This window comes from Stenotrophomonas sp. 109824_Sma (assembly GCF_056480025.1).
Genome location: NZ_CM151078.1, coordinates 2,189,076 through 2,215,145, shown reverse-complemented (window position 1 = coordinate 2,215,145; position 26,070 = coordinate 2,189,076). Strand labels below are relative to the sequence as shown.

Annotated in this window: 22 protein-coding genes; all 22 read left to right on the top strand. The window is 67.0% G+C overall.

Features of this window, described 5'->3' with window-relative positions; all coding sequences use genetic code 11:
- Nucleotides 1–26 precede the first annotated feature (26 nt).
- Nucleotides 27–419, top strand: a complete 393-nt coding sequence (gene cheY, locus ACZK1G_RS10485) for a chemotaxis response regulator CheY (RefSeq protein ID WP_005413247.1) — start codon at nt 27–29, stop codon at nt 417–419.
- Nucleotides 419–1,024 carry a protein phosphatase CheZ gene (locus tag ACZK1G_RS10480; protein WP_006442968.1) on the top strand — a complete coding sequence of 202 codons (606 nt, stop codon included), beginning with the start codon at nt 419–421 and terminating at the stop codon, nt 1,022–1,024. The genes cheY and ACZK1G_RS10480 overlap by 1 nt, the downstream gene beginning before the upstream one ends.
- A 2-nt stretch (nt 1,025–1,026) precedes the next feature.
- Nucleotides 1,027–2,871: a chemotaxis protein CheA gene (locus tag ACZK1G_RS10475; protein ID WP_049443478.1), complete on the top strand. Its 1,845-nt coding sequence runs from the start codon at nt 1,027–1,029 to the stop codon at nt 2,869–2,871.
- A 90-nt stretch (nt 2,872–2,961) separates the two neighbouring features.
- The gene (locus tag ACZK1G_RS10470; protein ID WP_014037096.1) at nt 2,962–3,702 is read left to right on the top strand and encodes a flagellar motor protein; all 741 of its coding nucleotides are present in this window, start codon (nt 2,962–2,964) and stop codon (nt 3,700–3,702) included.
- Nucleotide 3,703: 1 nt separating this feature from the next.
- On the top strand, nt 3,704–4,720 hold the full coding sequence (gene motD, locus ACZK1G_RS10465; protein ID WP_014037095.1) for a flagellar motor protein MotD: 1,017 nt from the start codon (nt 3,704–3,706) through the stop codon (nt 4,718–4,720).
- Nucleotides 4,721–4,724: 4 nt separating this feature from the next.
- The gene (locus tag ACZK1G_RS10460; RefSeq protein ID WP_014037094.1) at nt 4,725–5,507 is read left to right on the top strand and encodes a ParA family protein; all 783 of its coding nucleotides are present in this window, start codon (nt 4,725–4,727) and stop codon (nt 5,505–5,507) included.
- Complete coding sequence (locus ACZK1G_RS10455; RefSeq protein WP_049443477.1) at nt 5,504–6,739, top strand: chemotaxis protein CheW; 1,236 nt, start codon at nt 5,504–5,506, stop codon at nt 6,737–6,739. The genes ACZK1G_RS10460 and ACZK1G_RS10455 overlap by 4 nt, the downstream gene beginning before the upstream one ends.
- A 234-nt stretch (nt 6,740–6,973) precedes the next feature.
- Nucleotides 6,974–7,282 (top strand): STAS domain-containing protein, encoded by a 309-nt coding sequence (locus ACZK1G_RS10450; RefSeq protein WP_101765404.1) that lies wholly within the window; start codon nt 6,974–6,976, stop codon nt 7,280–7,282.
- Nucleotides 7,279–7,644 carry a response regulator gene (locus tag ACZK1G_RS10445; protein ID WP_005409521.1) on the top strand — a complete coding sequence of 122 codons (366 nt, stop codon included), beginning with the start codon at nt 7,279–7,281 and terminating at the stop codon, nt 7,642–7,644. Before ACZK1G_RS10450 ends, ACZK1G_RS10445 begins: the two co-directional genes overlap by 4 nt.
- A gap of 45 nt (nt 7,645–7,689) precedes the next feature.
- Nucleotides 7,690–9,678, top strand: a complete 1,989-nt coding sequence (locus tag ACZK1G_RS10440; RefSeq protein WP_101765403.1) for a chemotaxis protein CheA — start codon at nt 7,690–7,692, stop codon at nt 9,676–9,678.
- Nucleotides 9,679–10,060: 382 nt separating this feature from the next.
- On the top strand, nt 10,061–12,310 hold the full coding sequence (locus ACZK1G_RS10435) for a methyl-accepting chemotaxis protein (RefSeq protein ID WP_101765402.1): 2,250 nt from the start codon (nt 10,061–10,063) through the stop codon (nt 12,308–12,310).
- 158 nt (nt 12,311–12,468) lie between these two features.
- Nucleotides 12,469–13,242 (top strand): flagellar brake protein, encoded by a 774-nt coding sequence (locus ACZK1G_RS10430; RefSeq protein ID WP_014037089.1) that lies wholly within the window; start codon nt 12,469–12,471, stop codon nt 13,240–13,242.
- 217 nt (nt 13,243–13,459) lie between these two features.
- On the top strand, nt 13,460–13,951 hold the full coding sequence (locus ACZK1G_RS10425) for a chemotaxis protein CheW (RefSeq protein ID WP_014037088.1): 492 nt from the start codon (nt 13,460–13,462) through the stop codon (nt 13,949–13,951).
- 136 nt (nt 13,952–14,087) lie between these two features.
- A complete protein-coding gene (locus ACZK1G_RS10420; protein WP_101765400.1) occupies nt 14,088–14,471 on the top strand; it encodes a hypothetical protein in 384 nt (127 codons plus the stop codon).
- Nucleotides 14,472–14,572: 101 nt separating this feature from the next.
- The gene (locus ACZK1G_RS10415; RefSeq protein ID WP_101765399.1) at nt 14,573–16,951 is read left to right on the top strand and encodes a methyl-accepting chemotaxis protein; all 2,379 of its coding nucleotides are present in this window, start codon (nt 14,573–14,575) and stop codon (nt 16,949–16,951) included.
- Between the two features lie 827 nt (nt 16,952–17,778).
- A complete protein-coding gene (locus ACZK1G_RS10410) occupies nt 17,779–20,049 on the top strand; it encodes a methyl-accepting chemotaxis protein (protein WP_101765398.1) in 2,271 nt (756 codons plus the stop codon).
- A 37-nt stretch (nt 20,050–20,086) separates the two neighbouring features.
- Nucleotides 20,087–20,956: a CheR family methyltransferase gene (locus tag ACZK1G_RS10405; protein WP_014037084.1), complete on the top strand. Its 870-nt coding sequence runs from the start codon at nt 20,087–20,089 to the stop codon at nt 20,954–20,956.
- A complete protein-coding gene (gene cheD, locus ACZK1G_RS10400; protein ID WP_008264676.1) occupies nt 20,953–21,549 on the top strand; it encodes a chemoreceptor glutamine deamidase CheD in 597 nt (198 codons plus the stop codon). Before ACZK1G_RS10405 ends, cheD begins: the two co-directional genes overlap by 4 nt.
- Nucleotides 21,546–22,619, top strand: coding sequence for a protein-glutamate methylesterase/protein-glutamine glutaminase (locus ACZK1G_RS10395; protein WP_101765397.1), 1,074 nt, complete (start codon nt 21,546–21,548; stop codon nt 22,617–22,619). Before cheD ends, ACZK1G_RS10395 begins: the two co-directional genes overlap by 4 nt.
- A gap of 245 nt (nt 22,620–22,864) precedes the next feature.
- Nucleotides 22,865–23,668, top strand: coding sequence for an alpha/beta fold hydrolase (locus ACZK1G_RS10390; RefSeq protein ID WP_101765396.1), 804 nt, complete (start codon nt 22,865–22,867; stop codon nt 23,666–23,668).
- A 273-nt stretch (nt 23,669–23,941) separates the two neighbouring features.
- Nucleotides 23,942–24,580, top strand: a complete 639-nt coding sequence (locus tag ACZK1G_RS10385; RefSeq protein ID WP_101765395.1) for a hypothetical protein — start codon at nt 23,942–23,944, stop codon at nt 24,578–24,580.
- A complete protein-coding gene (locus ACZK1G_RS10380; protein ID WP_101765394.1) occupies nt 24,577–26,064 on the top strand; it encodes an XVIPCD domain-containing protein in 1,488 nt (495 codons plus the stop codon). The genes ACZK1G_RS10385 and ACZK1G_RS10380 overlap by 4 nt, the downstream gene beginning before the upstream one ends.
- The last annotated feature ends 6 nt before the right edge of the window (nt 26,065–26,070 follow it).

Sequence of the window (26,070 nt, the reverse complement as noted above, 5' to 3'; positions counted from 1 at the left end):
GGAATGAACAACAAAGGAACTCTGCTTTGAACAAGAACATGCGCATCCTGATCGTCGACGACTTCTCGACCATGCGTCGAATCGTCAAGAACCTGCTGGGCGATCTGGGCTTCACCAACACCGCCGAAGCCGAGGACGGGCATGCCGCGCTGTCGCTGCTGCAGAGCCAGCCGTTCGATTTCGTCGTCACCGACTGGAACATGCCGGTGATGACCGGCATCGAACTGCTCAAGGCGATCCGTGCCGATGCCAAGCTGAAGACCCTGCCGGTACTGATGGTCACCGCCGAAGCCAAGCGCGAGCAGATCATTGAAGCGGCCCAGAACGGCGTGAACGGTTACATCATCAAGCCGTTCACCGCGCAGACGCTGGAAGAAAAGCTCGGCAAGATCTTCGAACGCCTGGCGGCCAGCGCCTGATGGATACCACGGTCGACAAGAACGCCCTCGCCCTGCGCCTGCAGGAGGCCCTGGACGCACTGGAGTCCGGTGACGAAGCCGCGTGGCGGCAACGCATCGACGGACTGGTCGCGCTGCGCACGCAGCCGATGATGAGCGGCCTCTCGCGGCTCGCCCGCGAGCTGGGGCAGGCGCTGGGTGAACTGCCGACCGTGCCCAGCGAAGCCGGCGAACTGGACGATGCCTGCGCACGCCTGGACCACGTGGTGGCGATGACCGAACAGGCCACCCACCGTACCCTGGACCTGGCCGAGGAATGCCGCAGCCTGACCGAACAGCTGCGCGCCGAAGGCCTGCAGCCGGGCCAGGACGCGCAGCTCGAGCGCATCCGCCACAACCTCACCGAGATCGCCCTGACGCAGAGCTACCAGGACCTGACCGGGCAGATCATCCGTCGCGTAGTGGGCATCGTCCGCCGCGTGCACGAAGGCTTCGGCGCGCTCGGCCTGCCGCCGGAACAGCATCGCACCGACCCGGAACTGGCCGGGCCGGCACTGAAAGGACTGGACCGCCACGCGGTCTCGCAGAACGACGCCGACGACCTGTTGTCGGATCTGGGGCTGTAAGCATGAGCGCGGTATCCGACGACATCACTGCCGATTTCATCATCGAGGCACAGGAAATCCTGGATCGCCTCGGCGAACAGCTGGTGTCGCTGGAGCAGGCACCGCAGGACACCGAACAGCTCAACGCGGTGTTCCGCGGCTACCACACGCTCAAGGGCGGCGCCGGTTTCCTCGGTGTCACCGCCATGGTCGAGCTGTGCCACGCCGCTGAGGAAGCGTTGGGCGCTGCACGTGCCGGCCAGGCCGTGCTGCAGGCCCATCACTTCGACGCCGCCCAGCAATCGCTGGACTACCTGCAGTCGATGCTGGATGCCGTGTCTTCCGGCACCGAGCCGGGCTATGCACCGCCTGACCTGATCGCCCAGTTCGACGTGCATGGCGGTGCCGTGGCTGCACCCGCCGCCGCAGCAGCGCCCGCTGCGGGAGGCAGCGACCTGATCACCGACGACGAGTTCGAGGCCCTGCTCGACCAGCTGCACGGCGGCAACGCACCGACTGCGGTGGCGCCGGCAAAGAAGGCCGACGACGGGCTGATCAGCGAGGACGAGTTCGAAGCCCTGCTCGACCAGCTGCACGGTGGCGCCGCACCCGGCGCCAAGCCCGCGGCGGCGGCGGCACCGGCACCGATCGCCGCCCCGCGCCCGGCGGCCGCACCGGCACCGGCGGCCAAGCCCGCCGCCAAGCCGCTGGCCGAGGCCGAACACACCGTGCGCGTGGACACCAAGCGCCTGGACGCGATCGTCAACCTGATCGGCGAACTGGTGCTGTCGCGCAACCGGCTCAAGACCCTGCGTGCGCGCTTGCGCGACGAGGAGCTGGACCGCGCCGTGTCCACCCTGGACATCGCCACCGCGCGCCTGCAGTCGGCGGTGATGCGTACCCGCATGCAGCCGGTGGGCAAGGTATTCTCGCGCTTCCCCAAGGTCGCCCGCGACGTCGCCCGCTCTCTGAAGAAGGAAGTGGACCTGGAGCTGATCGGCGCCGAGACCGAGCTCGATCGCAACCTGGTCGAAGCGCTGGCCGACCCGCTGGTGCACCTGGTCCGCAACGCCATCGACCATGGCGTGGAAATGCCCGACCTGCGCGAAGCACAGGGCAAGCCGCGGATGGGCCATGTGCGGTTGTCGGCGCAACAGGAAGGTGACTACGTCAGCATCGAGGTGCAGGACGATGGCGCCGGCATCGACCCGGAAAAGCTGCGCGCGAAGGCACGCGAGAAGGGCCTGATCGATCCGGAGGCCGCCGCCCGCCTGAGCAGCGAGGAGTGCCTGCACCTGGTGTTCCTGCCCGGCTTCTCGACCAAGCAGCAGGTCACGGATATTTCCGGCCGCGGCGTTGGCATGGACGTGGTGCAGTCGCGCATCCGCGAACTGAGTGGCCAGATCCAGATCCAGTCGGAGCTGGGCCGCGGCAGCCGCTTCCTGATCCGCGTGCCGCTCACCCTGGCGATCCTGCCGACCCTGCTGGTGCAGGCCGGCGAGGACGTCTATGCGCTGCCGCTGGCGCGCGTGATGGAAGTGCTGCACGCGCCGCGCACCTCGCTGGGCTGGTTCGATGGCCGCGCCGTGCTCGACCGCCGTTCGCACACGCTGCCACTGGTCGATCTGCGCCAGTGGCTGGATGTGACGCCCGCCGCGTCGACCCTGCTGACCATCGTGGTGCTGCAGGCCGGCGAAGCGCGCTTCGGCCTGGTCGTGGACCAGGTGCGCGGGCGCGAGGAAGTGGTCATCAAGCCACTACCGAAAGCCCTGCGCGGCCTGCGCGGTTACGCCGGTGCAACCTTGATCGGGGATGGTCGCATGGCGCTGATCCTGGATGTCGATGGCCTGCGCAGCCCGCACGACTGACCCGCTTGCTGAACCCGTAAAACTGTGAAGTCGCACCAGTAGCCCGTACCGGTGTCTCAAGTCCCATTCATACAAGCCGATACCGGATCCATGGATAGACTCAGCCTCATTGGACTCTTTCTCGCCCTGGCCTCGCTGGTCGGCGGCAGCATCCTCAAGGGCGCCGGCCTGGCGTCCCTGTGGTCGCCTGCGGCGTTCGTGATCGTCATCGTCGGCACCGTGGCCGCGATCCTGCTGCATACCTCGCCGGCGGTGTTCAAGCATGCGTTCAAGATCGTGCGCTGGGTCGTGCGCCCGCCGCACAGCGATCGCCGCGAGCTGATCCAGCAGATCGTCGAGTGGAGCAACATCGCCCGCCGCCAGGGCCTGCTGGGCCTGGAATCGCAGGTGGAAGCGCAGCAGGACCCGTTCCTGCGCAAGGGCCTGCAGCTGCTGGTGGACGGCGTCGAGCCCGAATCGATGCGGCACATGCTGGAAATCGAACTGGGCAGCCAGGAACACCAGGACCAGGCCGGCGCCAAAGTGTTCGAAGCGATGGGCATCTACGCACCGACGCTCGGCATCATCGGTGCCGTGCTCGGCCTGATCGCGGTGATGAAGAACCTGGCCGACCCCAGCAAGCTCGGCCACGGCATCGCCGCCGCGTTCACCGCAACGATCTACGGCATCGCCTCGGCCAACCTGCTGTTCCTGCCGATCTCGGCCAAGCTCAAGAGTGTGATCTCGCACAACACGCGCGACCGCGAGATGGTCATCGAAGGCCTGATCTCGATCGCCCAGGGCGAGAACCCGCGCAACATCGAAACCAACCTCTCCGGCTTCCTGCACTGACATGGCCCGCCGCAAGCACCACGAAGAGCACGCCAACCACGAAGCATGGGCGATCCCCTATGCCGACCTGATGACGCTGCTGCTCGCCTTCTTCGTGGTCATGTACGCGATTTCCTCGGTCAACGAGGGCAAGTACCGGATCATGGCCGACGCGCTCACCGATGCCTTCGGTGGCGCGCCGCGCACGATCAATCCGGTGCAGGTCGGCAACAAGCAGGTGCAGGGCGGCGGCTGGGACAGCCCGTCGGTGATCAAGTCCGGCACCAAGGTCGGCCCGTCCGCACCGGCGCCCTCGCACGACCCGACGCTGCTGCCGTCGATGGCCTCGCAGATGCGCATGCCGGTTTCGGTGCACAACCAGGAACAGATCGCGCGCGCCGAGCGCCAGCTCAACACCATCGCCGACCGCCTGACCGCCGCGCTGGCGCCGCTGATCGACCGCGGCATGATCAGCGTGCGCCGCACGGAACTGTGGATCGAAGTCGAGATCAACAGCGACATCCTGTTCCCGACCGGCTCGGCCGCGCTGGACGTGCACGCGCGGCAGACCCTGGCCAGCCTGGCCGAGGTGCTGCGCGACGTACCCAACAGCGTGCGCGTGGAAGGCCACACCGACAACGTGCCGATCGCCACTGCCACCTTCCCGTCCAACTGGGAGCTGTCGGCCGGACGCGCCGCCAGCGTGGTGCACCTGTTCGCCGACCAGGGCGTGCAGCCGTCGCGGCTGGCGATGGTCGGCTACGGCCAGTTCCGCCCCCGCGAAGAGAATGACAGCGCGCAGGGCCGCAACCGCAACCGCCGGGTCATGGTCATCATCCTGGCCGACACCTCGCACTCGGTGGATCCGCTGGGCCAACGCCTGAACGCGGCCACCGGCGCCACCGACAGCACCGCCACCGAACAGGCCGCAGCAACGCCGGCCAGCGCCCCCACCTCCCCCATCGCACCGGTGACGTTGCCGCCGGTGCCGGCTGGCAGCCGCGTCGGCGCCGCCGTCCCCCCGGCAATGAAGGAGTAATCCGATGCGCATCTGGGCAGTCGCCAACCAGAAGGGCGGAGTCGGCAAGACCACCACCACCCTCGCCCTCGGCCGTGGCCTGGCCGCGCTCGGCCATCGCGTGCTGCTGATCGACCTCGATCCGCATGCCTCGCTCAGCCGCGCCTTCGGCGTGCCGGTGGATCCGCCGCCGGCCGGCGTGCTGGAACTGTTCGGCGCACCGCCCGCCGACCTTGCCAGCCTGTGCCATGCCAGCAACATCCATGGCCTGGACTACGTCTGCGCACAGTCGGCGCTGGCGACACTGGAACGCCGCAGCGCCAATCAACCCGGCCTCGGCCTGGCCCTGCAGAACGCGCTTGCGCGACACCAGGGCCAGCACGACTACATCCTGCTGGACTGCGCACCGACCCTCGGCCTGCTGATGATCAACGCCCTGGCTGCCGCCGATCGCCTGATCATTCCGACCCAGGCCGAGCCGCTGGCCCTGCACGGCCTGGATGGCATGGTCCGCACCGGTGAGATGGTCGAGCGTTCGCGTCGCCGGCCGCTGCCGATCTCGATCCTGCCGACCCTGTTCGACCGACGCACCCGCGCCGGCAACGAGTCGCTGCGCACCATGCAGGACCGTCATGGCAGCCGCGTGTGGGAAGACGCGATTCCGATCGACACCCGCATCAGCAACGCGGCAGGCCTGACCCTGCCGAGCGTCGGCGAGGACTACCCCGGCCGTGGCCTGGCCGCCTACCGCCGCGCCTTGAACTGGATCCTCGGCGAGGACGCCCGCGCCTTGGAGCAGGCCGCATGAACAGCACCGGCATCCTCGACGACTACCTGGACGAACTGCTGGGCGACGCAATTGTCGCGCCGCCTGCCGTGCTGTCGCCCGCCAGCGCCGGGCCAGGTCCGGCGATCGAAGCGGTCGCCGAACGCGAGCCGACCTGGGATGACCTGCCGGCCGAAGTGATCTACGAAACCGAGACCGTTGCCGCTGCCCCTGCCGTGGACAACGCCGCACTGGAAGCCGCTTTCGATGCCGCCTCCGCGCCCGTCAGCGTGATCGATGCAGAACGCGAACCTACCTGGGACGATCTGCCGACCGAAGTGATCTACGAAACGGATGCCGTCGTCGCGGCCCCGGCCGCGGATGAGACTGCACTGGAGGCGGCCTTCGAGGCCGCCGCCGCACCGGCCAGCATCGCGGCCGCCGAACGCGAGCCGACCTGGGATGACCTGCCCGACGAAGTCATCCACGAAACCGCGCCGGCACCCGCTGCGACCGCTGCGAAAAGCGGCCCGGAACCCACCTGGGACGATCTTCCGGACGAAGTGATCTACGAGACCGACCCGGCGGACAGCCATCGTCTCGCCCACACCGACAGCCCCGGCCTGCAGGCCGCCTTCGAGGCGGCCGCCGGTGGCGAAGACGTGCCCACGCCACCACCCGCCGTGGTCGCAGCGCCAGTGGCACCACCGGCCGCACGCGCTGCCGCCACACCGCCGCCGCGCGTCGCCATCGATGCACCCGCAGGCAACCGCCCCGGCACCTGGCAGGAGCTGCAGGCGCAGGCCCACCAACCGGCCCGCAGCCCGCATCCGCAGAACCGTCGTGCCGGCGAACGCACCTCGCGCTGGCTGCGCCTGCGCTGCGGCACCCAGGCCTATGCCCTGGAACTGCTGAAGGTCCAGGAGGTCGTGCTGCCGGTGCCGCTGCTGCCGCTGCGCGGCACCGCTGCAGCCATGCTGGGCATCATGAACCTGCGCGGCCAGGTGGTCCCGGTGATGGACCTGGGCCTGCACCTGGGCGCGGCCGCCGCCGAGGACGACGCCCAGACCCGCATCGTGGTGCTGGAAGAAGATGGCGAGACCATCGGCCTGCGCGTATCGGCAGTGGAGGATGTCGCCAACCTCACCGATTCGCAGATCGAGCCGCCGGATACCGCACGCATCTGCCAGATCTCCAACGACCTGTTCCGAGGCGTGGCCCGGGTCAGCCAGCGCCCGATGATCCTGCTCGACGCCACCCGGCTGCTGAGCTGAGCCGCAACGAAAAAAGGGGACGGAGGGGATTAAGTCGCAACTGGCTCGGCGGTTTGCGCGGTCGCTGTTGCTACTGGCAATCGCAGAGCGGCGCGGCCGTTTGCGACTTAATCCCCTCCGTCCCCTTTTCAAGGGCGACCCGAAAAGCACCGCATCGACGCACCGCGTCGATTCCCCTAAAGAACCCCACCGGGGTGCCGTTATGGATCACGGAACCGTTTGTCCGGAGCAACGATGAGCACTGTCGAACTGGGTGGGGATCTCGGCATCGAGAGCACTACCGAGCTCAAGAACCGCCTCGCCCCACTGGTGGAGCAGGAAGGCGAGCTGACCCTGGATGCCAGCCAGGTCGCCCGCATCCACACGGCCGCCGTGCAGGTGCTGTGTGCGTTCGTGCAGGCCCGCCGCGAGGCAGGCCTGGGCACCGGCTTCCACGGTTGCACCGCAACCTTCCGTGACGCCGCGCGCCTGCTGGGCGTCACCCAGGCCCTGGGCCTGGACGTAACCCATGACAACCTGAAATCTGTGGAGAACGCTGCATGAGCGCACGTATCTTGGTGGTGGACGATTCGGCGTCGATGCGCCAGATGGTGTCCTTCGCCCTCACCTCGGCCGGTTTTGCCGTCGAAGAAGCTGAAGACGGCGCGGTCGCGCTCGGTCGTGCCAAGGGCCAACGCTTCAATGCGGTGGTCACCGACGTCAACATGCCGAACATGGATGGCATCGCGCTGATCCGCGAGCTGCGCCAGCTGCCGGACTACAAGTTCACCCCGCTGCTGATGCTGACCACCGAATCGGCCGCCGACAAGAAGTCCGAAGGCAAGGCCGCCGGTGCCACCGGCTGGCTGGTCAAGCCGTTCAATCCCGAACAGCTGGTCGCCACCGTGCAGAAAGTGCTGGGCTGATCGCCCGGCACCGCTCCCCCTCTTCGCTTCCGGACCACCACTGCCATGAGCATGGACCTGCAACGCTTCCACGCCACCTTCTTCGAGGAGAGCCGCGAAGGCCTCGACGCGATGGAGGCTGGCCTGCTGGCCCTGGAATCGGGGCAGCAGGACGCGGAGATCATCAATTCGGTGTTCCGCGCTGCCCACTCGATCAAGGGCGGCGCCGGCACCTTCGGCTTCGACGCGATCGCCGGCCTGACCCACGTGCTGGAGACGCTGCTCGATGAGCTGCGCGCCGGCAAGCGGGCACTGGAAGGCCACGCCGTCGACGCCATGCTGTCCTCGGTGGACGTGCTGCGCGCCCTGCTGCGCGAAGCCGAACACGGCCAGGCCGCCGACCCCGCCGCAGTCGCTGCGGTAAAGGCGCGCCTGGAAGCGGTTCTTTCCGGCCAGGCCGCAGCGAGCGCCCCGGCGGCCGCTGCAGCCAAGGTGGACGATACGCCGGAAGCCTGGCAGATCGGCTTCACCCCGGCGCCGTCACTGTTCATGAGCGGCAACGACCCGCTGCGCATCATCCGCGAGCTTGAGCACCTGGGTTCGCTGCAGGTCGCCGCGCGCATGGACCGCCTGCCGGGCTTCGCCCAGCTCGATCCGCTCGAAGCCCACCTGGCGTGGGACCTGGGCCTGGTCGGCAAGGTGCCGCGCAGCAAGATCGAAGACACCTTCGCCTGGGTGCTGGACGACTGCGAACTGGACATCCGTCCGGCCGCGCCGCCGAGCCTGGCGACCCAGGCACCGGCCGCGGCCGCTCCCGCTCCGGCGGCAGCGGCGCCGTCGGCACCTGCCGCGCCTGCCGCCAGCGGTAGCGCCAGCCAGGAAGCGGAAACATCGATCCGCGTCAGCGTCGACAAGGTCGATGCGCTGATCAACCTGGTTGGCGAGCTGGTCATCACCCAGGCCATGCTCAAGCAGGTCTCGCACGCGCTGGACCCGGTCCACGCCGAGAGCCTGTTCGCCGGCCTGGACCAGCTTGAACGCAACACCCGCGACCTGCAGGAAGCGGTGATCGGCGTGCGCATGCTGCCGGTCGATGCGGTGTTCCGGCGCTTCCCGCGCCTGGTCCGCGACCTGTCCAGCCGCCTCGGCAAGCAGGTGCGCCTGCGCACCGTCGGCGAAGGCACCGAACTGGACAAGGGCCTGATCGAGAAGATCGCCGATCCGCTGGTGCACCTGGTGCGCAACTCGATCGACCACGGCCTGGAAATGCCCGACGTGCGTCGCGGTGCGGGCAAGGACGAAACCGGCACGATCACCCTGGCAGCCTCGCATCAGGGTGGCCACATCGTCATCGAAGTCAGCGACGACGGTCGCGGCCTGGACCGCACCAAGATCCTGGCCAAGGCCCACGAACGCGGCCTGGCCGTGCCGGACAACCCGACCGATTCGCAGGTCTGGGACCTGATCTTCCAGCCGGGCTTCTCCACTGCCGATGCGGTTACCGACCTGTCAGGACGTGGCGTCGGTATGGACGTGGTCCGCCGCAACATCCAGGCACTGGGAGGCGAGGTGCAGATCGAAAGCAGCCTCGGCGCCGGTACCCGCACGCTGATCCGCCTGCCGCTGACCCTGGCCATCCTCGATGGCATGACCGTGGCGGTGGCCGGTGAAACCCTGATCCTGCCGCTGGCCTATGTGCTTGAGGCGCTGCAGCCACAGGCCGAGGACATCCGCAGCATGGCCGGCGAAGGCCGCGTACTGCGCGTGCGTGGCGAGTACCTGCCGATCCTGTCGCTGAGCGAGTACTACGGCTACGGCAACCGTGCGCCGGGCAGCGAATCGCTGGTGGTGGTGGTCGAAGGCGATGGCCAGAAGATCGCACTGGAAGTGGACGAACTGGTCGGCCAGCAGCAGGTGGTGGTGAAGAACATCGAGAACAACTACCGCCGCATCGGCGGGGTGTCCGGTGCCACCATCCTCGGCGACGGCCGCGTCGCGCTGATCGTCGACATCGGCGGACTGGTGCGTTCGCTGCGGATGCCGCAGGCCGCCTGATCCACGCTGCAGGCGTGCACTGGACCGCCGCCCTTCGGGGCGGCGGTTTTTGTTTGTGCGCGCTCTGCCAAGGGGGTCAGATCCCTTTCCTGCGGAAAGGGATCTGACCCCAATCCACAGCGCCCCGCATTTTGTGAACTCCGTCATCGCGATGGTTTCGTGCGCAACCACGCCACGCAAGCGAAAGCCCCGCCACTGCGGCACTTTCGCGCCGTCATCCCTACGCAACCGAATGTGATCTGCGTCCATAAAGTCCGCCCGGAACGCGCCGTTATTCCGCAATGACGGCCGTCACCGAACCCCACCGGGCACCACCGTTCGCGATGCAACCACCCCAGCCGGCGCACCGCCGCCGGCACCCTGCCCACCTGGAGCACCCCGCATGAAGTGGTTCCAAGATCTGCCCATCGCCCGCAAGCTGGCCGTGGGGTTCACACTTACCACGCTGATGACCCTGGTCCTCGGCGCTTTCGCCCTGCTGCGCCTGAGCGAAGCCAACAGCCAGCTCCGCGAAATGGCCGGCAACGATATTCCCTCGGTCCAGCACCTGGGCGAAGCGCGTTCGCAGCTGGGCGAGTTCCGTACCTACGAACTGGCCCTGCTGAGCATGCTCGACCAACCGGAAAAGGTGGCCGACTACAACAAGCGCATGGACGACACCGCCAAGGCCGTGCATGACGAGCTGGCCGCCTATTCGGCGCTGCCGGCGCTGGACAAGGAGCGTGAACTCTATCGCGCCGCGAACGTGCAGCTGGAACGCTACTTCGCCGCCAACAAGGCCATGCGCGAAGCCGTGGCCGCCGGTGATGGTGCCCTGGCGCAGCAGATCTCCGACGAACAATCGCGCCCGGCGCGTCGGGATCTGTTCGCCGCGATGAAGACCCTCGGCACCCACATCGCCGGCCTGATGGACGGCAAGATCGCCGCCGCCAACGCCACCCACCGCACCAGCATGATCGCCATCATCGGCTGCATCGTGCTGCTGTCGCTGGTGGCCGCCGCGCTGGCCACGGTCATCTCACGCGCCGTGACGGGTCCGTTGGGCAAGGCCGTGCACGCCATCCAGGCGGTCGCCCGTGGCGACCTGAGCGTCAGCACCCAGGCCACCAGCAAGGACGAAGCCGGCAGGATGCTGGCCGCCACCGCCGAAATGACCGCAATGCTGCGCCGCTTCAGTGAGCAGACCCAGCTGATGGCACAGATGCACGCGGGCCCGGACATCAGCCATCGCATTCCGGAGGATTTCCCGGGCGTCTATGGCCAGCTGGCCGGCGGCATCAATACGGTGATCTTCGAGCACCTGGACGCCATCCGCGATGCCATCGACGTGCTCAACCAGTACGCCATCGGCAACCTCACCCCGGACGCCCGCCGCCTGCCCGGCAGCCGTGCGATCCTGCACGAATCGATGGATGCAGCCAAGGCCAGCCTGCTGGCGATCAACTCGCAGATCCAGCAGCTGGCCGCAGCGGCCGCGGCCGGTGACTTCAGCCAGCGCGGCGACGCACAGCGTTTCCAGCACGACTTCAAGCTGATGATCGAGCACCTCAACACCATGATGCAGGTGGCCGACGGCAATCTCGGCCAGCTCTCGCAGCTGCTGCAGTCGATCGCCGCTGGCGACCTGACCGCGCGCATGGAAGGCCAGTTCAACGGCGTGTTCGCACGCATGCGTGACGACGCCAACACCACCGTCGCGCAGCTGACCCAGATCGTCGGCCAGATCCAGGCCAGCGCCTCCAGCATCACGCTGGCTGCCGGCGAGATCGCCTCCGGCAACAGCGACCTGTCGCGCCGTACCGAGCAGCAGGCTGCCAACCTGGAGGAAACCGCTGCCTCGATGGAGGAACTGACCTCCACCGTGCGCCAGAACGCCGAGCATGCCCGCCAGGCCAACCAGCTCGCCATCGGCGCGCATGGCGTCGCCTCGCAGGGCGGCGATGTGGTCGGCCAGGTGGTCACCACCATGTCGGCCATCGAAGCCTCGTCGAAGAAGATCGCCGAGATCATCAGCGTCATCGACGGCATTGCGTTCCAGACCAACATCCTGGCGCTGAATGCCGCCGTGGAAGCCGCCCGTGCCGGTGAACAGGGCCGTGGCTTCGCCGTGGTCGCCAGTGAAGTGCGTACCCTCGCCCAGCGTTCGGCCGCCGCCGCCAAGGAGATCAAGGGCCTGATCGACGACTCGGTCGGCAAGGTCGCCGAAGGCTCCAGCCTGGTCCACCAGGCCGGCAGCACCATGGGCGAGATCGTCGCCTCGGTGCAGCGCGTGACCGACATCATGGCCGAGATCTCCGCGGCCTCGCAGGAGCAGTCGGCGGGCATCGAGCAGGTCAACCAGACCGTGGTGCAGATGGACGAGACCACCCAGCAGAACGCCGCCCTGGTGGAAGAAGCCACGGCTGCGGCACGTGCGATGGAAGACCAGGCGGTACAGCTGGGTGAAGCCGTGGCCCGCTTCCGGCTCGCATCGCAGGGCACGACAGCCATTCCCGCACGCCCGCTGGCAGCACCGGTACCGCGCCAGGTCGCGGCCGCCGCACCTGCGGCAAAGCCGGCCCCCACGCGCCCGCTGCGCAGCTCGGCGGCGCAGCCGGCACTGGCCGCGGACGGCGACTGGCAGGAGTTCTGATGTAGCCGGGGTCGGCTCCCTCTTCTTCGGAAGAGGGATCCGACCCCACACGCATGGAAAGTGATGTAATTCTCACTTCATAATCCGGGGCAGAGGCCGATATCCCCATCGAGCCTCGCGCCAACGCGTGCTGGCGCCCGCCCCTGACCGTAGATTCCATGTCCGACGGCAACGACACTGCAGTGCATGATGTCCACGCGGCTGATGCCGCCGACGAACGATTCCTGGTCCGCAACCCGCGCCAGCTGCGCCAGCTGCTGCGCTCGCTGATCGACCAGCGTTCGCTGATCAACGCCCATATCGACGGCCGCGACCGCTCGTTCCCGACCGCCCTGCTCGACCTCGACGAAGACGAGGACTTCCTGCTGCTCGATGGCAGCCCGCAGGAGGCCTCCAACCGTGCCGCCGAACAGGCCGATCACCTGCTGTGCTTTGCCCAGCTCGAACGCGTGCTGGTGCGCTTCCGCCTGCACGAACTGCAGCGCGTGGACAACGACGGCCACGTCGCCTTCCGCGCCCCGCTGCCGGACGAACTGGTGCACCTGCAGCGCCGCGAACTGTACCGGCTGGAGACGCCGGTCACTGATTCGCCGCAGCTGCTGCTGCCGCCCGGCGAAGCGCGTGCTGAAGCACTGTCGATGCGGGTGGTGGACATCAGCGGCGGCGGCCTGGCCGTGGTGGTCCCCAATGACTGTGCGGTGTTTGGCCTGCAGAAGCGCTATCCGGCGCAGTTGTCGCTGCCGGACGGCCCCGACCTGGATATCGAACTGGTGGTCTGCAACCTGCTGCCGCAGCGCCAGCCCAATGGCATCGAGGTCAAGCGCGTGGGCATGCGCTTTGAAAGCCTGCCGCGCGGCGCCGACAGCGCCATCCAGCGCTACATCTTCCGCATCGACCGCCAACGCAAGGCCCGCCGCAACGGCGAGCTCTGAGGTGGTCCAACCGGTAGTGCCGGCCGCTGGCCGGCAACCCCGGAACGCATGCCGGGGTCAGATCCCTTTTCCCTGAAAAGGGATCTGACCCCATCCACGCATCCTCCCCGGTAGATCCACGCCATGCGTGGATGCCTTCCCCGGCACCTAAAGTCCCCTCCAACGGGGCCGATATCGAGCCTGACACCGGGACTTCCGGCAGAACCAGGACCCCTCGATGAACGACAAGACCAGCTCCGCCGCCAGCGCCGGTGGCGAATTCCTCAGCTTCACCCTTGGTGACGAACACTACGGCGTGGACATCCTCAAGGTGCAGGAAATCCGTGGCTACGACGCCGTTACCCGCGTGCCCGATGCCCCGGACTACATCAAGGGCGTGATCAACCTGCGCGGCACCATCGTCCCGGTCATCGACCTGCGCCTGAAGCTGCGCCTGGACAACGCCCGCTACGACGCCTTCACCGTGATGATCGTGCTGAACGTGGAAGACCGCGTGGTCGGCATCGTCGTCGACAGCGTCTCCGACGTGATCCCGCTGTCGGCCGAGCAGATCCGCCCCACCCCGGAATTCGGCGCCGCCGTCGATACCCGCTTCATCTCCGGCATCGGTACCCACGACGATCGCATGCTGATCCTGCTGGACATCGAGACCCTGCTCGACAGCGCCGACATGGGCCAGGCCAGCCTCGCCGAAGACGTCGCCGCCTGAGCAAACGGAACTGCTTCACGTTCCAGTCACAAAACCCTTCAGTTCCCTCCGGCGATGCCGATAGGGGGACAGAAGCCGGTCGCGCGGGAGCGCGCAGGACCGGCCCGACCGTTACCATCCCCGGAGATACCCCTCGATGAAGTCCCTGCTTGCGTTCGTTTCGGCCGCTGTCCTGGCCACCACCGCCGCCTCCGCTTTTGCCCAGTCGGCCGACATGATCCCGCCGGAAATGGCACCGCGTTCGGTCGGCAAGGACGGCATGGTCTGTGGCAAGGTCGAAAAGGCCCGCTACGCAGAAGGTTCCGAAGGCCAGCCGACCTTCCTGTACATGGGCGGCGCCTTCCCGCGCCACACCTTCTCGGCCCGCATCGCCGGTGAGAACCGCAGCAAGTTCTCCTTCCCGCTGGAAACCCTGGAAGGCAAGACCGTCTGCGTGATCGGCAAGATCCAGCGCGACGCTTCGCGTGCGGAAATCGAAGTCAGCTCGCCGTCGGCACTGAAGCTGGCCAACATCAAGTAATCCGCTGTTCGTCGAGCCACGCCGGACCTGGTGCCGGCGTGGTTCCTGCTGCAACCGGGCCCGATGCCCGGGCGCGTCTGCCTTAGGAGCCTGCAACGCCCATGCCGTGGATCAACAACCTGAAACTGATGCCGAAGCTGATGCTGACCTTCGGCGTCATCCTGCTGGTGATGCTGCTGCAGGGCATCGTCGCCTATCGTGGCCTGCATTCGCTGAACAACGTCACCACCGAGCTGGCCGGTTCGCGCATGGAGAGCATCCGCATGGCCGGCGAGATGCGCGGCATGCTGGGCGAATACCGCAATGCCGCCTACCAGCAGTTGATCCGCGCCAGCGACGACGTCAAGTCCGATGCCCGCAAGCAGGCCGTCGAGCTGCGCGAGAGCATGGACAAGTCGATCAAGGGCTATCCGGCACTGGTCGACAACCCGCAGCAGAAGAAGCTGTTCGACACCTTCGCCAAGGAATGGAAGGACGCCCTGGCCTCCTATGACAGCGTCACCGAGATGCTGGAACTGGACCTGCCGGACGACGCCATCGATACCTTCGTCGGCGAAACCCGCACCAAGCACCGCAAGGCCGCCTCGGCACTGGAAGCGCTGATCGCCGAAGACAACCGCCTCGCCCGCGCCTCGCGCGAAGAGGCCGAATCCACCTACTCCGCCTCGGCCGTGCTGACCGTGATCGCCCTGCTGGGCGGCGCCGCACTCGGCCTGGTGCTGGTCTGGCTGTTTGCCCGCGCCCTGGTCGGCAGCGTGCGCGGCGCCGTCTCGGTGGCCAACGAAGTGGCCGGCGGCAAGCTCGATGGCCACATCGACGTCAGCCGCCAGGACGAAGTGGGCGAACTGATGCAGGCGATGCAGCGCATGCAGCGCGACCTGCGCGAGCGCACCGAAACCGACCAGGCCATCGCCCGCGAGAACCTGCGCATCCGTACCGCGCTGGATTACAGCTCGACCGGCGTGTACCTGACCGACACCAGCAACACCATCGTCTACAGCAACCGCGCCCTGCAGCAGACCCTGAGCCAGTACCAGGACGACGTGCGCCGCGACCTGCCGGACTTCGATGCGCAGGCGTCGCTGATCGGCAAGCCGGTCACCGTGCTTGAACACCGCGGCGAGATGGACCAGACCCTGCTGGGCAACCTGAAGGCACACGGCGTCGCCCGTCGCCCGATGCAGTACGGCGATGCGCAGTTCGCCCAGGTGGTCTCGACCATCCGCAATGAAGGCGGCGACACCGTCGGCTACGTGGTGGAGTGGCGTGACCGTACCCAGGAAGCGCAGGTCGAAGCCGAAGTGGCCCGCGTGATCGCCCAGGCTGCCGCCGGCGACCTGTCCGGCCGCATCGACGCCAGCGACAAGGAAGGCTTCTTCCTGCAGCTGGCCCAGCAGATCAACGGCCTGCTGGACGCCAACGCTGGCAGCATCGAACAGATCTCCGGCCTGCTCGCCGCGCTGTCGCAGGGTGACCTGACCGTGCGCATGCACGGCGACTACCAGGGCGTGTTCGCCCGCATGCGCGACGATGCCAACGCCACCGCCGCACAGCTGAGCGAGATCGTCACCCGCATCAAGCAGTCCAGCCGCGCGATCAGCTCGGCCGCCGGCGAGATCGCCTCCGGCAACAGCGACCTGTCGCGCCGCACCGAGCAGCAGGCTGCCAACCTCGAAGAAACCGCCGCCTCGATGGAGGAACTCACCTCCACCGTGCGCCAGAACGCCGAGCACGCCCGTCAGGCCAACCAGCTCGCCATCGGCGCGCATGGTGTCGCCTCGCAGGGCGGCGATGTGGTCGGCCAGGTGGTCACCACCATGTCGGCCATCGAAGCTTCGTCGAAGAAGATCGCCGAGATCATCTCGGTCATTGATGGCATCGCCTTCCAGACCAACATCCTGGCGCTGAACGCCGCAGTGGAAGCCGCCCGTGCCGGTGAACAGGGCCGTGGCTTCGCCGTGGTCGCCAGCGAAGTACGCACCCTCGCCCAGCGCTCGGCCGCGGCCGCAAAGGAGATCAAGGGCCTGATCGACGACTCGGTCGGCAAGGTCAACGACGGCTCGGCGCTGGTGCACAAGGCCGGCGCCACCATGGGCGAGATCGTCGCCTCGGTGCAGCGCGTGACCGACATCATGGCCGAGATCTCCGCGGCCTCGCAGGAACAGTCGGCCGGCATCGAGCAGGTCAACCAGACCGTGGTGCAGATGGACGAAACCACCCAGCAGAACGCCGCGCTGGTGGAAGAAGCCACTGCCGCCGCACGTGCAATGGAAGAACAGGCCGGTCACCTCAGCGAGGCCGTGTCGATCTTCGTAGTGGACGAAGCCGAGACCGTGGTTGCCCCGCGCATCGCCGCTGCCCCGGCCCCGCGTGCTGCTGCACCTGCCGCACCGGCCCCGGTCGCCCCGCCGGCCCGCCGCACCGCCGGTGGTCGTCCGATGGCCACCGAACTGGCCGACGGAGACTGGCAGGAGTTCTGATGCCTGCCTGACCTGACGTACGAGAACGCCCTGGCCCTGCGCCGGGGCGTTTTCGTTTACGGGGTATCTGGATATCCAGCCAACGGCGATGCCCCTCGGGGTGGTCGCGGAAGGCGGCGGATTTCCTTCGCTTGGGCCGGGAGGGTGGGTTGCGCAGGGGACGCTGCAAGTACGTCCATGTAAGCTCGGTCGCCGCATCCATGCGGCTCACGCCCCTGCGCAACCCACCCTCCCGGCCACGGACACTTTCCGTGCGCGTCCACCCCGGATCGAAGAAAGAAGAGCAAGAGCAACAGCAACAGCCGCACCGCGTCCGGGGTCAGATCCGTTTTCCGCAGGAAAACGGATCTGACCCCTCTTTCCACTTGGAAACCCAACGCTCTTGCCGTCCGCCGAAGTGAAGCCCTGGCGGGCCGGGTCGGGGTGGGCAGGCAGGACCGTTGGCGCCATGGATGGCGCCATCGAGCCCCCATGGGTGAGGGCGCTTTGCTTGCGAAGCACTGCTTCGCAAGCGCCCGAACGCACAGCCGCCAGCGGCTGGGCCGGACCCCGGAGGGGGGTTCACGGCGTGTCCTGCCTGCCCACCCCGATCCGGCCAACCCGTAGCAACCCATCGCCATGACCTGCCGTTGCCGTTGCCGTTGCCGTTGCTGTTGCTCCAAAAGCCTGCCGCAGGCAGCGCCGCAGCCGCCGCTGCAAGGAAACCTGAATACGTTCGGACACCGCACCTCAATCCCCCGCCCGCGCGGCCGATAACGGGGTTGTCACCGCTTGTCCCGCTGTGACCGGCACGGCGCCGCCCGCCCGCTTCGACCTGGTCCTGCTCGATGAATCTCCTGCATCGCTGGCAACACTACTTCAGCAATCTTTCCGTCCGGCGCAAGCTCAACCTGCTGACGCTGCTCATCGCGCTCGGCGTGATCGCGCTCTCGGTGATCGCCGCCCGCATGCAGTACCTGGACCTGACCGAGACCCGCAAGACCGCGCTGAAGACCCAGGTTGAACTGAGCTACGGCATCCTGCAGCACTACCACCGCCTGGCCGGTACCGGCGAACTCAGCGAAGAGGCTGCCAAGAGCGCCGCGCTGCAGGCGCTGGAAGTGATGCGTGCCGAGAACGATACCTACTACTTCAACGTCTACGACACCGGCTACCAGCTGCTGATGCACCCGTTCCGCAAGGACCTGGTCGGCAAGGACATGAAGGACTTCCGCACCGACGACGGCGTGCGGATCTACTACGACCAGGTCGAAGCGGCCCGCGCCGGCGGCGGCTTCGTCAACTACCGCTGGGCCAAGCCAGGCAGCAAGGGCGACGTCGAGAAGGTCGCCTATGCCGGCCTGTTCGCGCCCTGGAACTGGGTGGTCAGCAGCGGCGTCTACATGGACGACGTGCAGAAGCAGGCGCTGGTGTTCACCGCCATCATGGCGATCTCCGGTGGCGTGCTGGTACTGATCGTGCTGGCCCTGAGCTGGGTCATCGGCAACCGCATCGCCGTGCCGCTGAAACAGGCCACTGCTGTCGCCGAAGGCATCGCCGGCGGCAAGCTGGACAGCCACATCGGCCCGCAGCCGCATGACGAAACCGGCCGCCTGCTGGACGCCATGGCCGGCATGCAGCAGCAGCTGCATGCGGTCATCACCGGCCAGCGTGAGATGGCCCGCCGCCACGACGGTGGCGAACTCAGCTACCGCATCGACGCCAGCGCCTTCCCCGGCGAGTACGGGCTGATGGTGCAGGAAACCAACGCGCTGGTCGGCGGCCACGTACAGACCCTGCACGATGTGCTGGACGTGGTGCAGCAGTACGCAATCGGTGATCTCAGCCGCGACATCGCGCGCTATCCCGGCGAAAAGGCCGCGATGACCACCACCGTCGACACGGTCAAGGCCAACCTCGGCCGCATCAACGCCGAGATCAAGCAGCTGGCCAGCGCCGCCGCTGCGGGTGACTTCAGCCGCCGTGGCGACGCCCAGCGTTTCGATCACGATTTCCGCCTGATGCTGGAAAACCTCAACGCGATGATGGCGGTCAGCGATGACAACCTCGGCAAGCTCTCGCAGCTGCTGTCGGCCATCGCCGAGGGTGACCTGACTGCACGCATGCACGGCGACTACCAGGGCGTGTTCGCACGCATGCGTGACGATGCCAACACCACCGTTGCACAGCTGACCCAGATCGTCGGCCAGATCCAGGCCAGTGCCTCCAGCATCACCCTGGCCGCCGGCGAGATCGCCTCCGGCAACAGCGACCTGTCGCGCCGCACCGAGCAGCAGGCCGCCAACCTGGAAGAAACCGCTGCTTCGATGGAGGAACTGACCTCCACCGTGCGCCAGAACGCCGAGCATGCCCGCCAGGCCAACCAGCTCGCCATCGGCGCGCACGGCGTTGCCTCGCAGGGCGGCAGCGTGGTCGGCCAGGTGGTCACCACCATGTCCGCCATTGAAGCCTCGTCGAAGAAGATCGCCGAGATCATCTCCGTCATCGACGGCATCGCGTTCCAGACCAACATCCTGGCGCTGAACGCCGCCGTGGAAGCCGCCCGTGCCGGTGAACAGGGCCGTGGCTTCGCCGTGGTCGCCAGCGAAGTACGCACCCTCGCCCAGCGCTCGGCCGCGGCCGCCAAGGAGATCAAGGGCCTGATCGACGACTCGGTCGGTAAGGTCGCCGAAGGTTCCAGCCTGGTCCACCGGGCCGGCAGCACCATGGGCGAGATCGTCGCCTCGGTGCAGCGCGTGACCGACATCATGGCCGAGATTTCCGCTGCCTCGCAGGAACAGTCGGCGGGCATCGAGCAGGTCAACCAGACCGTGGTGCAGATGGACGAAACCACCCAGCAGAATGCCGCGCTGGTGGAAGAAGCCACCGCCGCCGCACGCGCGATGGAAGACCAGGCCGGCCAGCTGGCCGACGCCGTGGCGATCTTCCGCCTCGACAACCAGGTGTCCGCCGCAGTGAAGGCCGTGGCCGCGCGTGTCGAGCCGGCCCGTGTCACCACCGTGGCACGTCCGCAGCCGGCCAGCACGCCCGCTCCGGTCCGCCGCAGCAGCAACGCCAGCACCTTCGTCGCCAGCGACAGCGACTGGCAGGAATTCTGAGACCCACCCGCGGCGGCTGCGGCCGCCGCCTCTGCCGATGGACACGTCCCCCGTGCAAAGTCCTACTCCCATCGTTACCGGCCCGCGCGAATTCGAGTTCGCCGACCGTGATTTCCGCCGCGTCTGCGACCTGATCTACCAGCGCGTGGGCATCGCCCTCGCCCCGGCAAAGCGCGACATGGTCTATGGCCGCTTGTCGCGCCGCCTGCGCACGCTGGGCATGCGCAGCTTCCAGCAGTACCTGGACCATCTGGAACAGGAGGACGGTGACGAGTGGCAGGCGTTCACCAACGCCCTGACCACCAACCTGACCTCCTTCTTCCGCGAACCGCACCACTTCGACAAGCTGCGCGAGGAGCTGCAGCAGCGCTCCAGCCGCACGCCGCTGCTGCTGTGGTCGTGCGCGGCATCCACCGGCGAAGAGCCGTACTCGATGGCGATCACTGCCTGCGAGGCCTTCGGCACGCTGAAGCCTCCGGTGCGCATCATCGCCACCGACGTCGATACCCAGGTGCTGGCCACCGCCGGCCGCGGCGTCTACAACATCGATCGCGTCACCAGCCTCGATCCGGACCTGCGCCGCCGCTACTTCCAGCGCGGCAGCGGCCCCAACGAGGGCCAGTGCCGCGTGTTGCCGGCGTTGCGCGAGTTGATCGAGTTCCGCCCGCTGAACCTGCTCGCCCCGCGCTACGACGTCGGCGGCCCGTTCGACGCGCTGTTCTGCCGCAACGTGATGATCTACTTCGACAAGCCGACCCAGCGCGCCATCCTCGGTCGCCTGGTGCAGCACCTGGCCGACGACGGCCTGCTCTACACCGGCCACTCGGAGAACTATCTGCACGCCGCCGACCTGATCCAGCCCTGCGGCCGCACCCTGTACCGCCGTGCGGCAAAGGCCGGCGCATGAACGCCTCGCTGCGTACCGACGATGTGATGCGCTATCAGGACGCACGCTTCAAGACCATCGCCGCCAAGCTGTTGCCGACCCAATACCTGGTGGTCGATGACACTACGGCCCTGACCACCACGCTGGGCTCCTGCGTGGCGGCCTGCCTGCGCGACCCGGTGCTGAAGATCGGCGGCATGAACCATTTCCTGCTGCCCGAGGGCAACGCCGGTGACGGCGCGCCTGCGCGCTATGGCAGCTATGCGATGGAACTGCTGATCAACGACATGCTCAAGCGCGGCGCACATCGCAAGCGCATCGAGGCCAAGGTGTTCGGTGGTGCCAACGTGCTGAAGGGCTTCACCAGCAATCCGGTCGGCACCCGCAACGCCGAATTCGTGCGCCAGTACCTGCAGGCCGAGCACATCCCGATCATTGCCGAGGACCTGTGCGGCATCCATCCGCGCAAGATCTGGTTCTTCGCCGATACCGGCCGCGTGGTGGTGCAGCGCCTGCCGCATGCCCATGAGGCCGAAGTGGCCGCGACCGAATCGGCAGTGCGTGCGCGCCTGTCCAAGGCCCCGGTCACCGGCGGCGTGGAGCTGTTCGAATGACCCTGACCGGCAACGCCCCCTGCCGGGTCCTGATCGTCGACGACTCCGCCGTCGTGCGCCAGATGCTCACCGAAATCCTGTCCAGCGATCCGTCCATCGACGTGGTCGGCACCGCCGCCGACCCGCTGCTGGCGCGCGAGAAGATCAAGCGTCTGGCCCCGGACGTGATCACCCTGGACGTGGAAATGCCGCGCATGGACGGGCTGGCGTTCCTGGAAAACCTGATGCGCCTGCACCCGCTGCCGGTGGTGATGATCTCCTCGCTGACCGAACGCGGCGCCGACACCACCCTGCAGGCGCTGGCGCTGGGCGCGGTGGACTTCGTGTCCAAGCCGAAGCTGGACGTGGCGCGCGGCCTGCAGGCCTACGCCGACGAGATCATCGCCAAGGTCAAGATGGCGGCGCGCTCACGCGTCCGCCCGCTGGTACGTGCCGCCGCACCGAAACTCCTGCTGGACGCCGCGCCTGCGATGCGCCCCGCCGCTCCGCAGTTCCGCACCACCGACCGCCTGATCGCGATCGGCTCGTCGGCCGGCGGCACCGAAGCGTTGCGCGTGGTGCTGGAAGGCATGCCGGCCGACGCGCCCGCCGTGGTGATGACCCAGCACCTGCCCGCCAGCTTCAGCAGTGCCTTCGCCGAGCGCCTGGACCGCCACTCGGCCATGGCCGTGCGCGAGGCCAGCGACGGCGAAGCGGTACTGCCCGGCCATGCCTACCTGCCACCAGGCGGCAAGCACCTGCGGATCATCCGTGACGGTGCGCGCTGGCGCTGCCGTGTCGATGATGGCCCGGCAGTGAACCGGCACAAGCCAGCGGTCGATGTGCTGTTCCGCTCGGTTGCGCAGAACGCCGGCGGCAATGCCATCGGCGCCATCCTCACCGGCATGGGCGACGACGGCGCACGCGGCCTGCTGGAAATGCGCCAGGCCGGCGCGCCGACACTGGTGCAGGACGAGGCCACCAGCGTGGTCTGGGGCATGCCGGGTGCAGCGTTCAAGCTCGGCGCCGCCGAAGAGCAGGTGCCGCTGGAGCGAATTGCCGAGCGGTTGCTGGCCCTGGCCCGCGGCTGATGGGGCGCTGTAGAGCCTAGCCGATGCTCGGCTCCGCATCGGCCAGACACACCGGCCAGACGTCGCATTCAACCCGTTTGCGCTTGCAGCAACGTCGGACAGCGGTGTTCAACCAGTGCGACTTACGCACACTGGCGTCGCAATCACCTCACTTGCCTCCAGGGATGGTGCCTCGTCGATCCGCCGCATTGGACGTGCATCCCCTACCCCACGCAGCGTGAGGCTCCCTTCCATTGAGCCTCCCCTTGCCCCTTCTCACCCATCACGATATCGGCACCGGCTTTCCCATCGTTCTTGGCGGCAGCTATCTCTGGGGCCGCGACATGTGGGCGCCACAGATCGAGGTGTTGTCGCGGCACTACCGCCTGATCCTTCCGGAGCTGCCCGGCCACGACAACGATCTGCCCCTGTCCGCCGCCTTCACCACACCGGCCTGCCTCGCACGCGAAGTCGGCCGTTTGCTGGATGCGCTGGACATCCGCCAGTACGCGGTGGCTGGCTTGTCGGTCGGCGGCATGTGGGCAGCGGAACTGGCGCTGCAGCGCCCCGAGCAGGTCCGCTCGCTGATCCTGATGGACACCTACCTCGGTGCGGAACCGGAGGCCTCACGGCAGCGCTACTTCGGCATGCTCGACAGGATCGAACAGCTGGGCTGCATCCCCGAAGCCATGGCCGAACAGATCGTGCCGCTGTTCTTCCGCCCAGGCATCGCCATCGACGATCCGATCCGGTTGCTGTTCCGGCAACGGCTGCTGTCCTGGCCTCGCGAGCGCCTGCTGAACGCGGTGGTTCCACTGGGTCGCCTGATATTCGGTCGCCCGGACCGGCTGGGCGCCTTGAAGGATCTGGAGCGGGAAACGACGCTGATCCTGAACGGCGAACAGGACCTGCCACGGCCCCTGAGCGAAGCGCAGCAGATGGCCAGGGTGATCGGTTGCCGCCTGCAATCGATACCCGGCTCGGGGCATATCTCGACCCTGGAGAATCCCGCCTTCACCAGCGTGCAGCTCGATGCATGGTTGCGGCAGTCGCTGCACGTCGCCTGCTAGCAAGCGGCCCGATGCTGGGCGGCGTCCCACGGGACGCCTCCGGCGCTGCACCTCGGTCTTGGAGCACAGCTGCACCGGGTCGTATAGTCAGACGTCGCAGAGCAATGGAACGCCGATGAACGATACGCCGCAACGCCCCGAGGCACCGGCATACAAGGATGAAGTGCCGGCGTGCCCCCAGCATGAAATGCGCAATCCGTCGCATTTGCCCCGAGGTGCCCTTCATGGTGTCGCCGCACCCCGCAAAACCTTGATCAGCGACGTGGACCGCTCATGCTGAAATCCGTCTCCTGCCTTGCTCATGTTGCGTTGATCGCATTGATCACACTGGCCATTCCAGGCTGCAACAAGGAACGCTCATATCCGGTCTACCGCGAGAATCCTGCGCCCAAGGATGCGCTGCCGATTGTGATTCGGGTCCACGATGCACCCGTGGATGTCCCCGTTCCTTCGGTCTTCGTCACGTATGAGATAGACCCACTCTGTCTCCCTCCGGTCAACAATTGGGAGGGGGTGCAGTACGAGCCGAATCAGCACAAGGTTGAGCTTCAGGCACAGCGCCTCAGTGCTACTGAATTCAGCAGTGCTGTTTTCAACGACGGTATGGACGTTGCCGACTATTACGGTCGTGGCCCATGCACTTGGACACCCGTGCTCGTGGAAGCTTCATTCGCCTTCATCATCGATGATCGCCCAATCCAAGCAACCGCATGGACTTCATTCACAAAGCTTGAAACCGAGAAACTCTCTACTACCTACGTACATCGCGCCTTACGCCCCATGACTTCAGGGGGATCGCCAGAGTGGACGCCTACCGAGCCTTCGACTTGGTACGAGAAGATGTCTCCAGATAAGCGAAAGAATTACTTCCCAATCGAAATCTCCACGCGGACTGAAGGAACAGCCCAATGAATCCTGGAGCAAATGCAGCCCTCTCAGATCATGTCTACAAGGATCCGCTCCCTGAGCCCAAGGCCATTGTTACCATTGCCGGGACGGAATATCGTGTACTGGCCAGCTTAAACTCCGCCACCGGCTACCAAGGCGTCATTTACCATAATCTCGAATCCAAAGAAGTAATCGTCACCCATCGCGGTACCGAGTTTGATCGCCAGCCTCTGATTGACGGCGGCATCGACGCCGCGATGGTCACCGCCAGGGTCAACGCACAACTCGGTGATGCCCTTGCCCTGACCAAGCAGGCCATCAAGCTGGCTGAAGAAAATGGGTATGGTCCGGTACACGTCACCGGCCACTCCCTCGGCGGCGCGCTCGCGCAGATCACCGCCCATCACTACAACCTCCCCGGCGACGCCTTCAATCCTTACGGTGCCGCCGGGCTGGCGTATCGCCTCCCTGAAGGCCAGCCGGCCAATGCGGCGCCCTTCACCAACCATGTGATGGCAGGCGACCTGGTCAGTGCGGGCGGCCCTCATTACGGCAAGGTCGAGATGTATGCGCTGCCCAGGGAACTGGAGGTTCTGCGCAACGCCGAGCAGGGCCAGCGCATCGCCTCGCTCGGAACGCTCGGGATGAAAAGCGGCCATGTCATGTCCGCCGCCGTCGCGGTCCAGTTGGGTGACTCTCATCGATTGGTTCATTTCCTTGATCGCATGACCGACAAGGGTCCCGTGCAGTCTGTACTGGACAATCCCCAGGCCCGGATCACGGATCCTGAAGACCTGCGCCGGATTGCCGATTACCGCAGTGATGTTCATCAGCTGCGCGCCGGAGCGACCGTGCTGGTCGGCGGCGGACCTGGCCTGCTGCGCGACGGGGTCAATTACCTGCGTGGTATTGAGGAGGCCGGTGCGTACGCCCGCCACGAAGCAGAAGCGGAGCAGCGGGCCCGCACTGCGCTCAAGCCTGGGAAGCACCTGATCCAGGATGCAACCGACCAGGGCTCGCCCTCTCTCGGCAATCCCGGCTTCTCTCCCAGGAACCCAGTGCAGGAGAGCATCGAATCCACCCTGGACAAGGCAGGCCTGGATCCCAGGAAGGAAGGCCACCCAGATCAACCTCTCTACCGGCAGATTCGCGACGGTGTATCCGCTGTGGATGCCAGGCACGGGCGCAGTTTCGATGAAACCAGCGAGCGGATGACGGCCAGCCTGCTTGCCGCGGCCAAGAGCAGCGGCCTGGAACGCGTCGATCATGTGGTCCTGGGCAACCCACCCAGCGATGGCACCGGCCCTCGCATGTTCGTTGTGCAGGGAGCGCTCGACAATCCGGCACACCTGCGGTCGTCGGTCGCGATCAGCGACGCCGTCAATACGCCCGTGGAGCAGTCGCTCGCGAAGGTTGAACAGATGTCGCAGGTACAGCAGGTTGCCCAGCAAGACCACGCCGTGGAGCAGACCCAGGAGCAGACCCGGACGGCGATGCGCATGGGCTAGGCCACC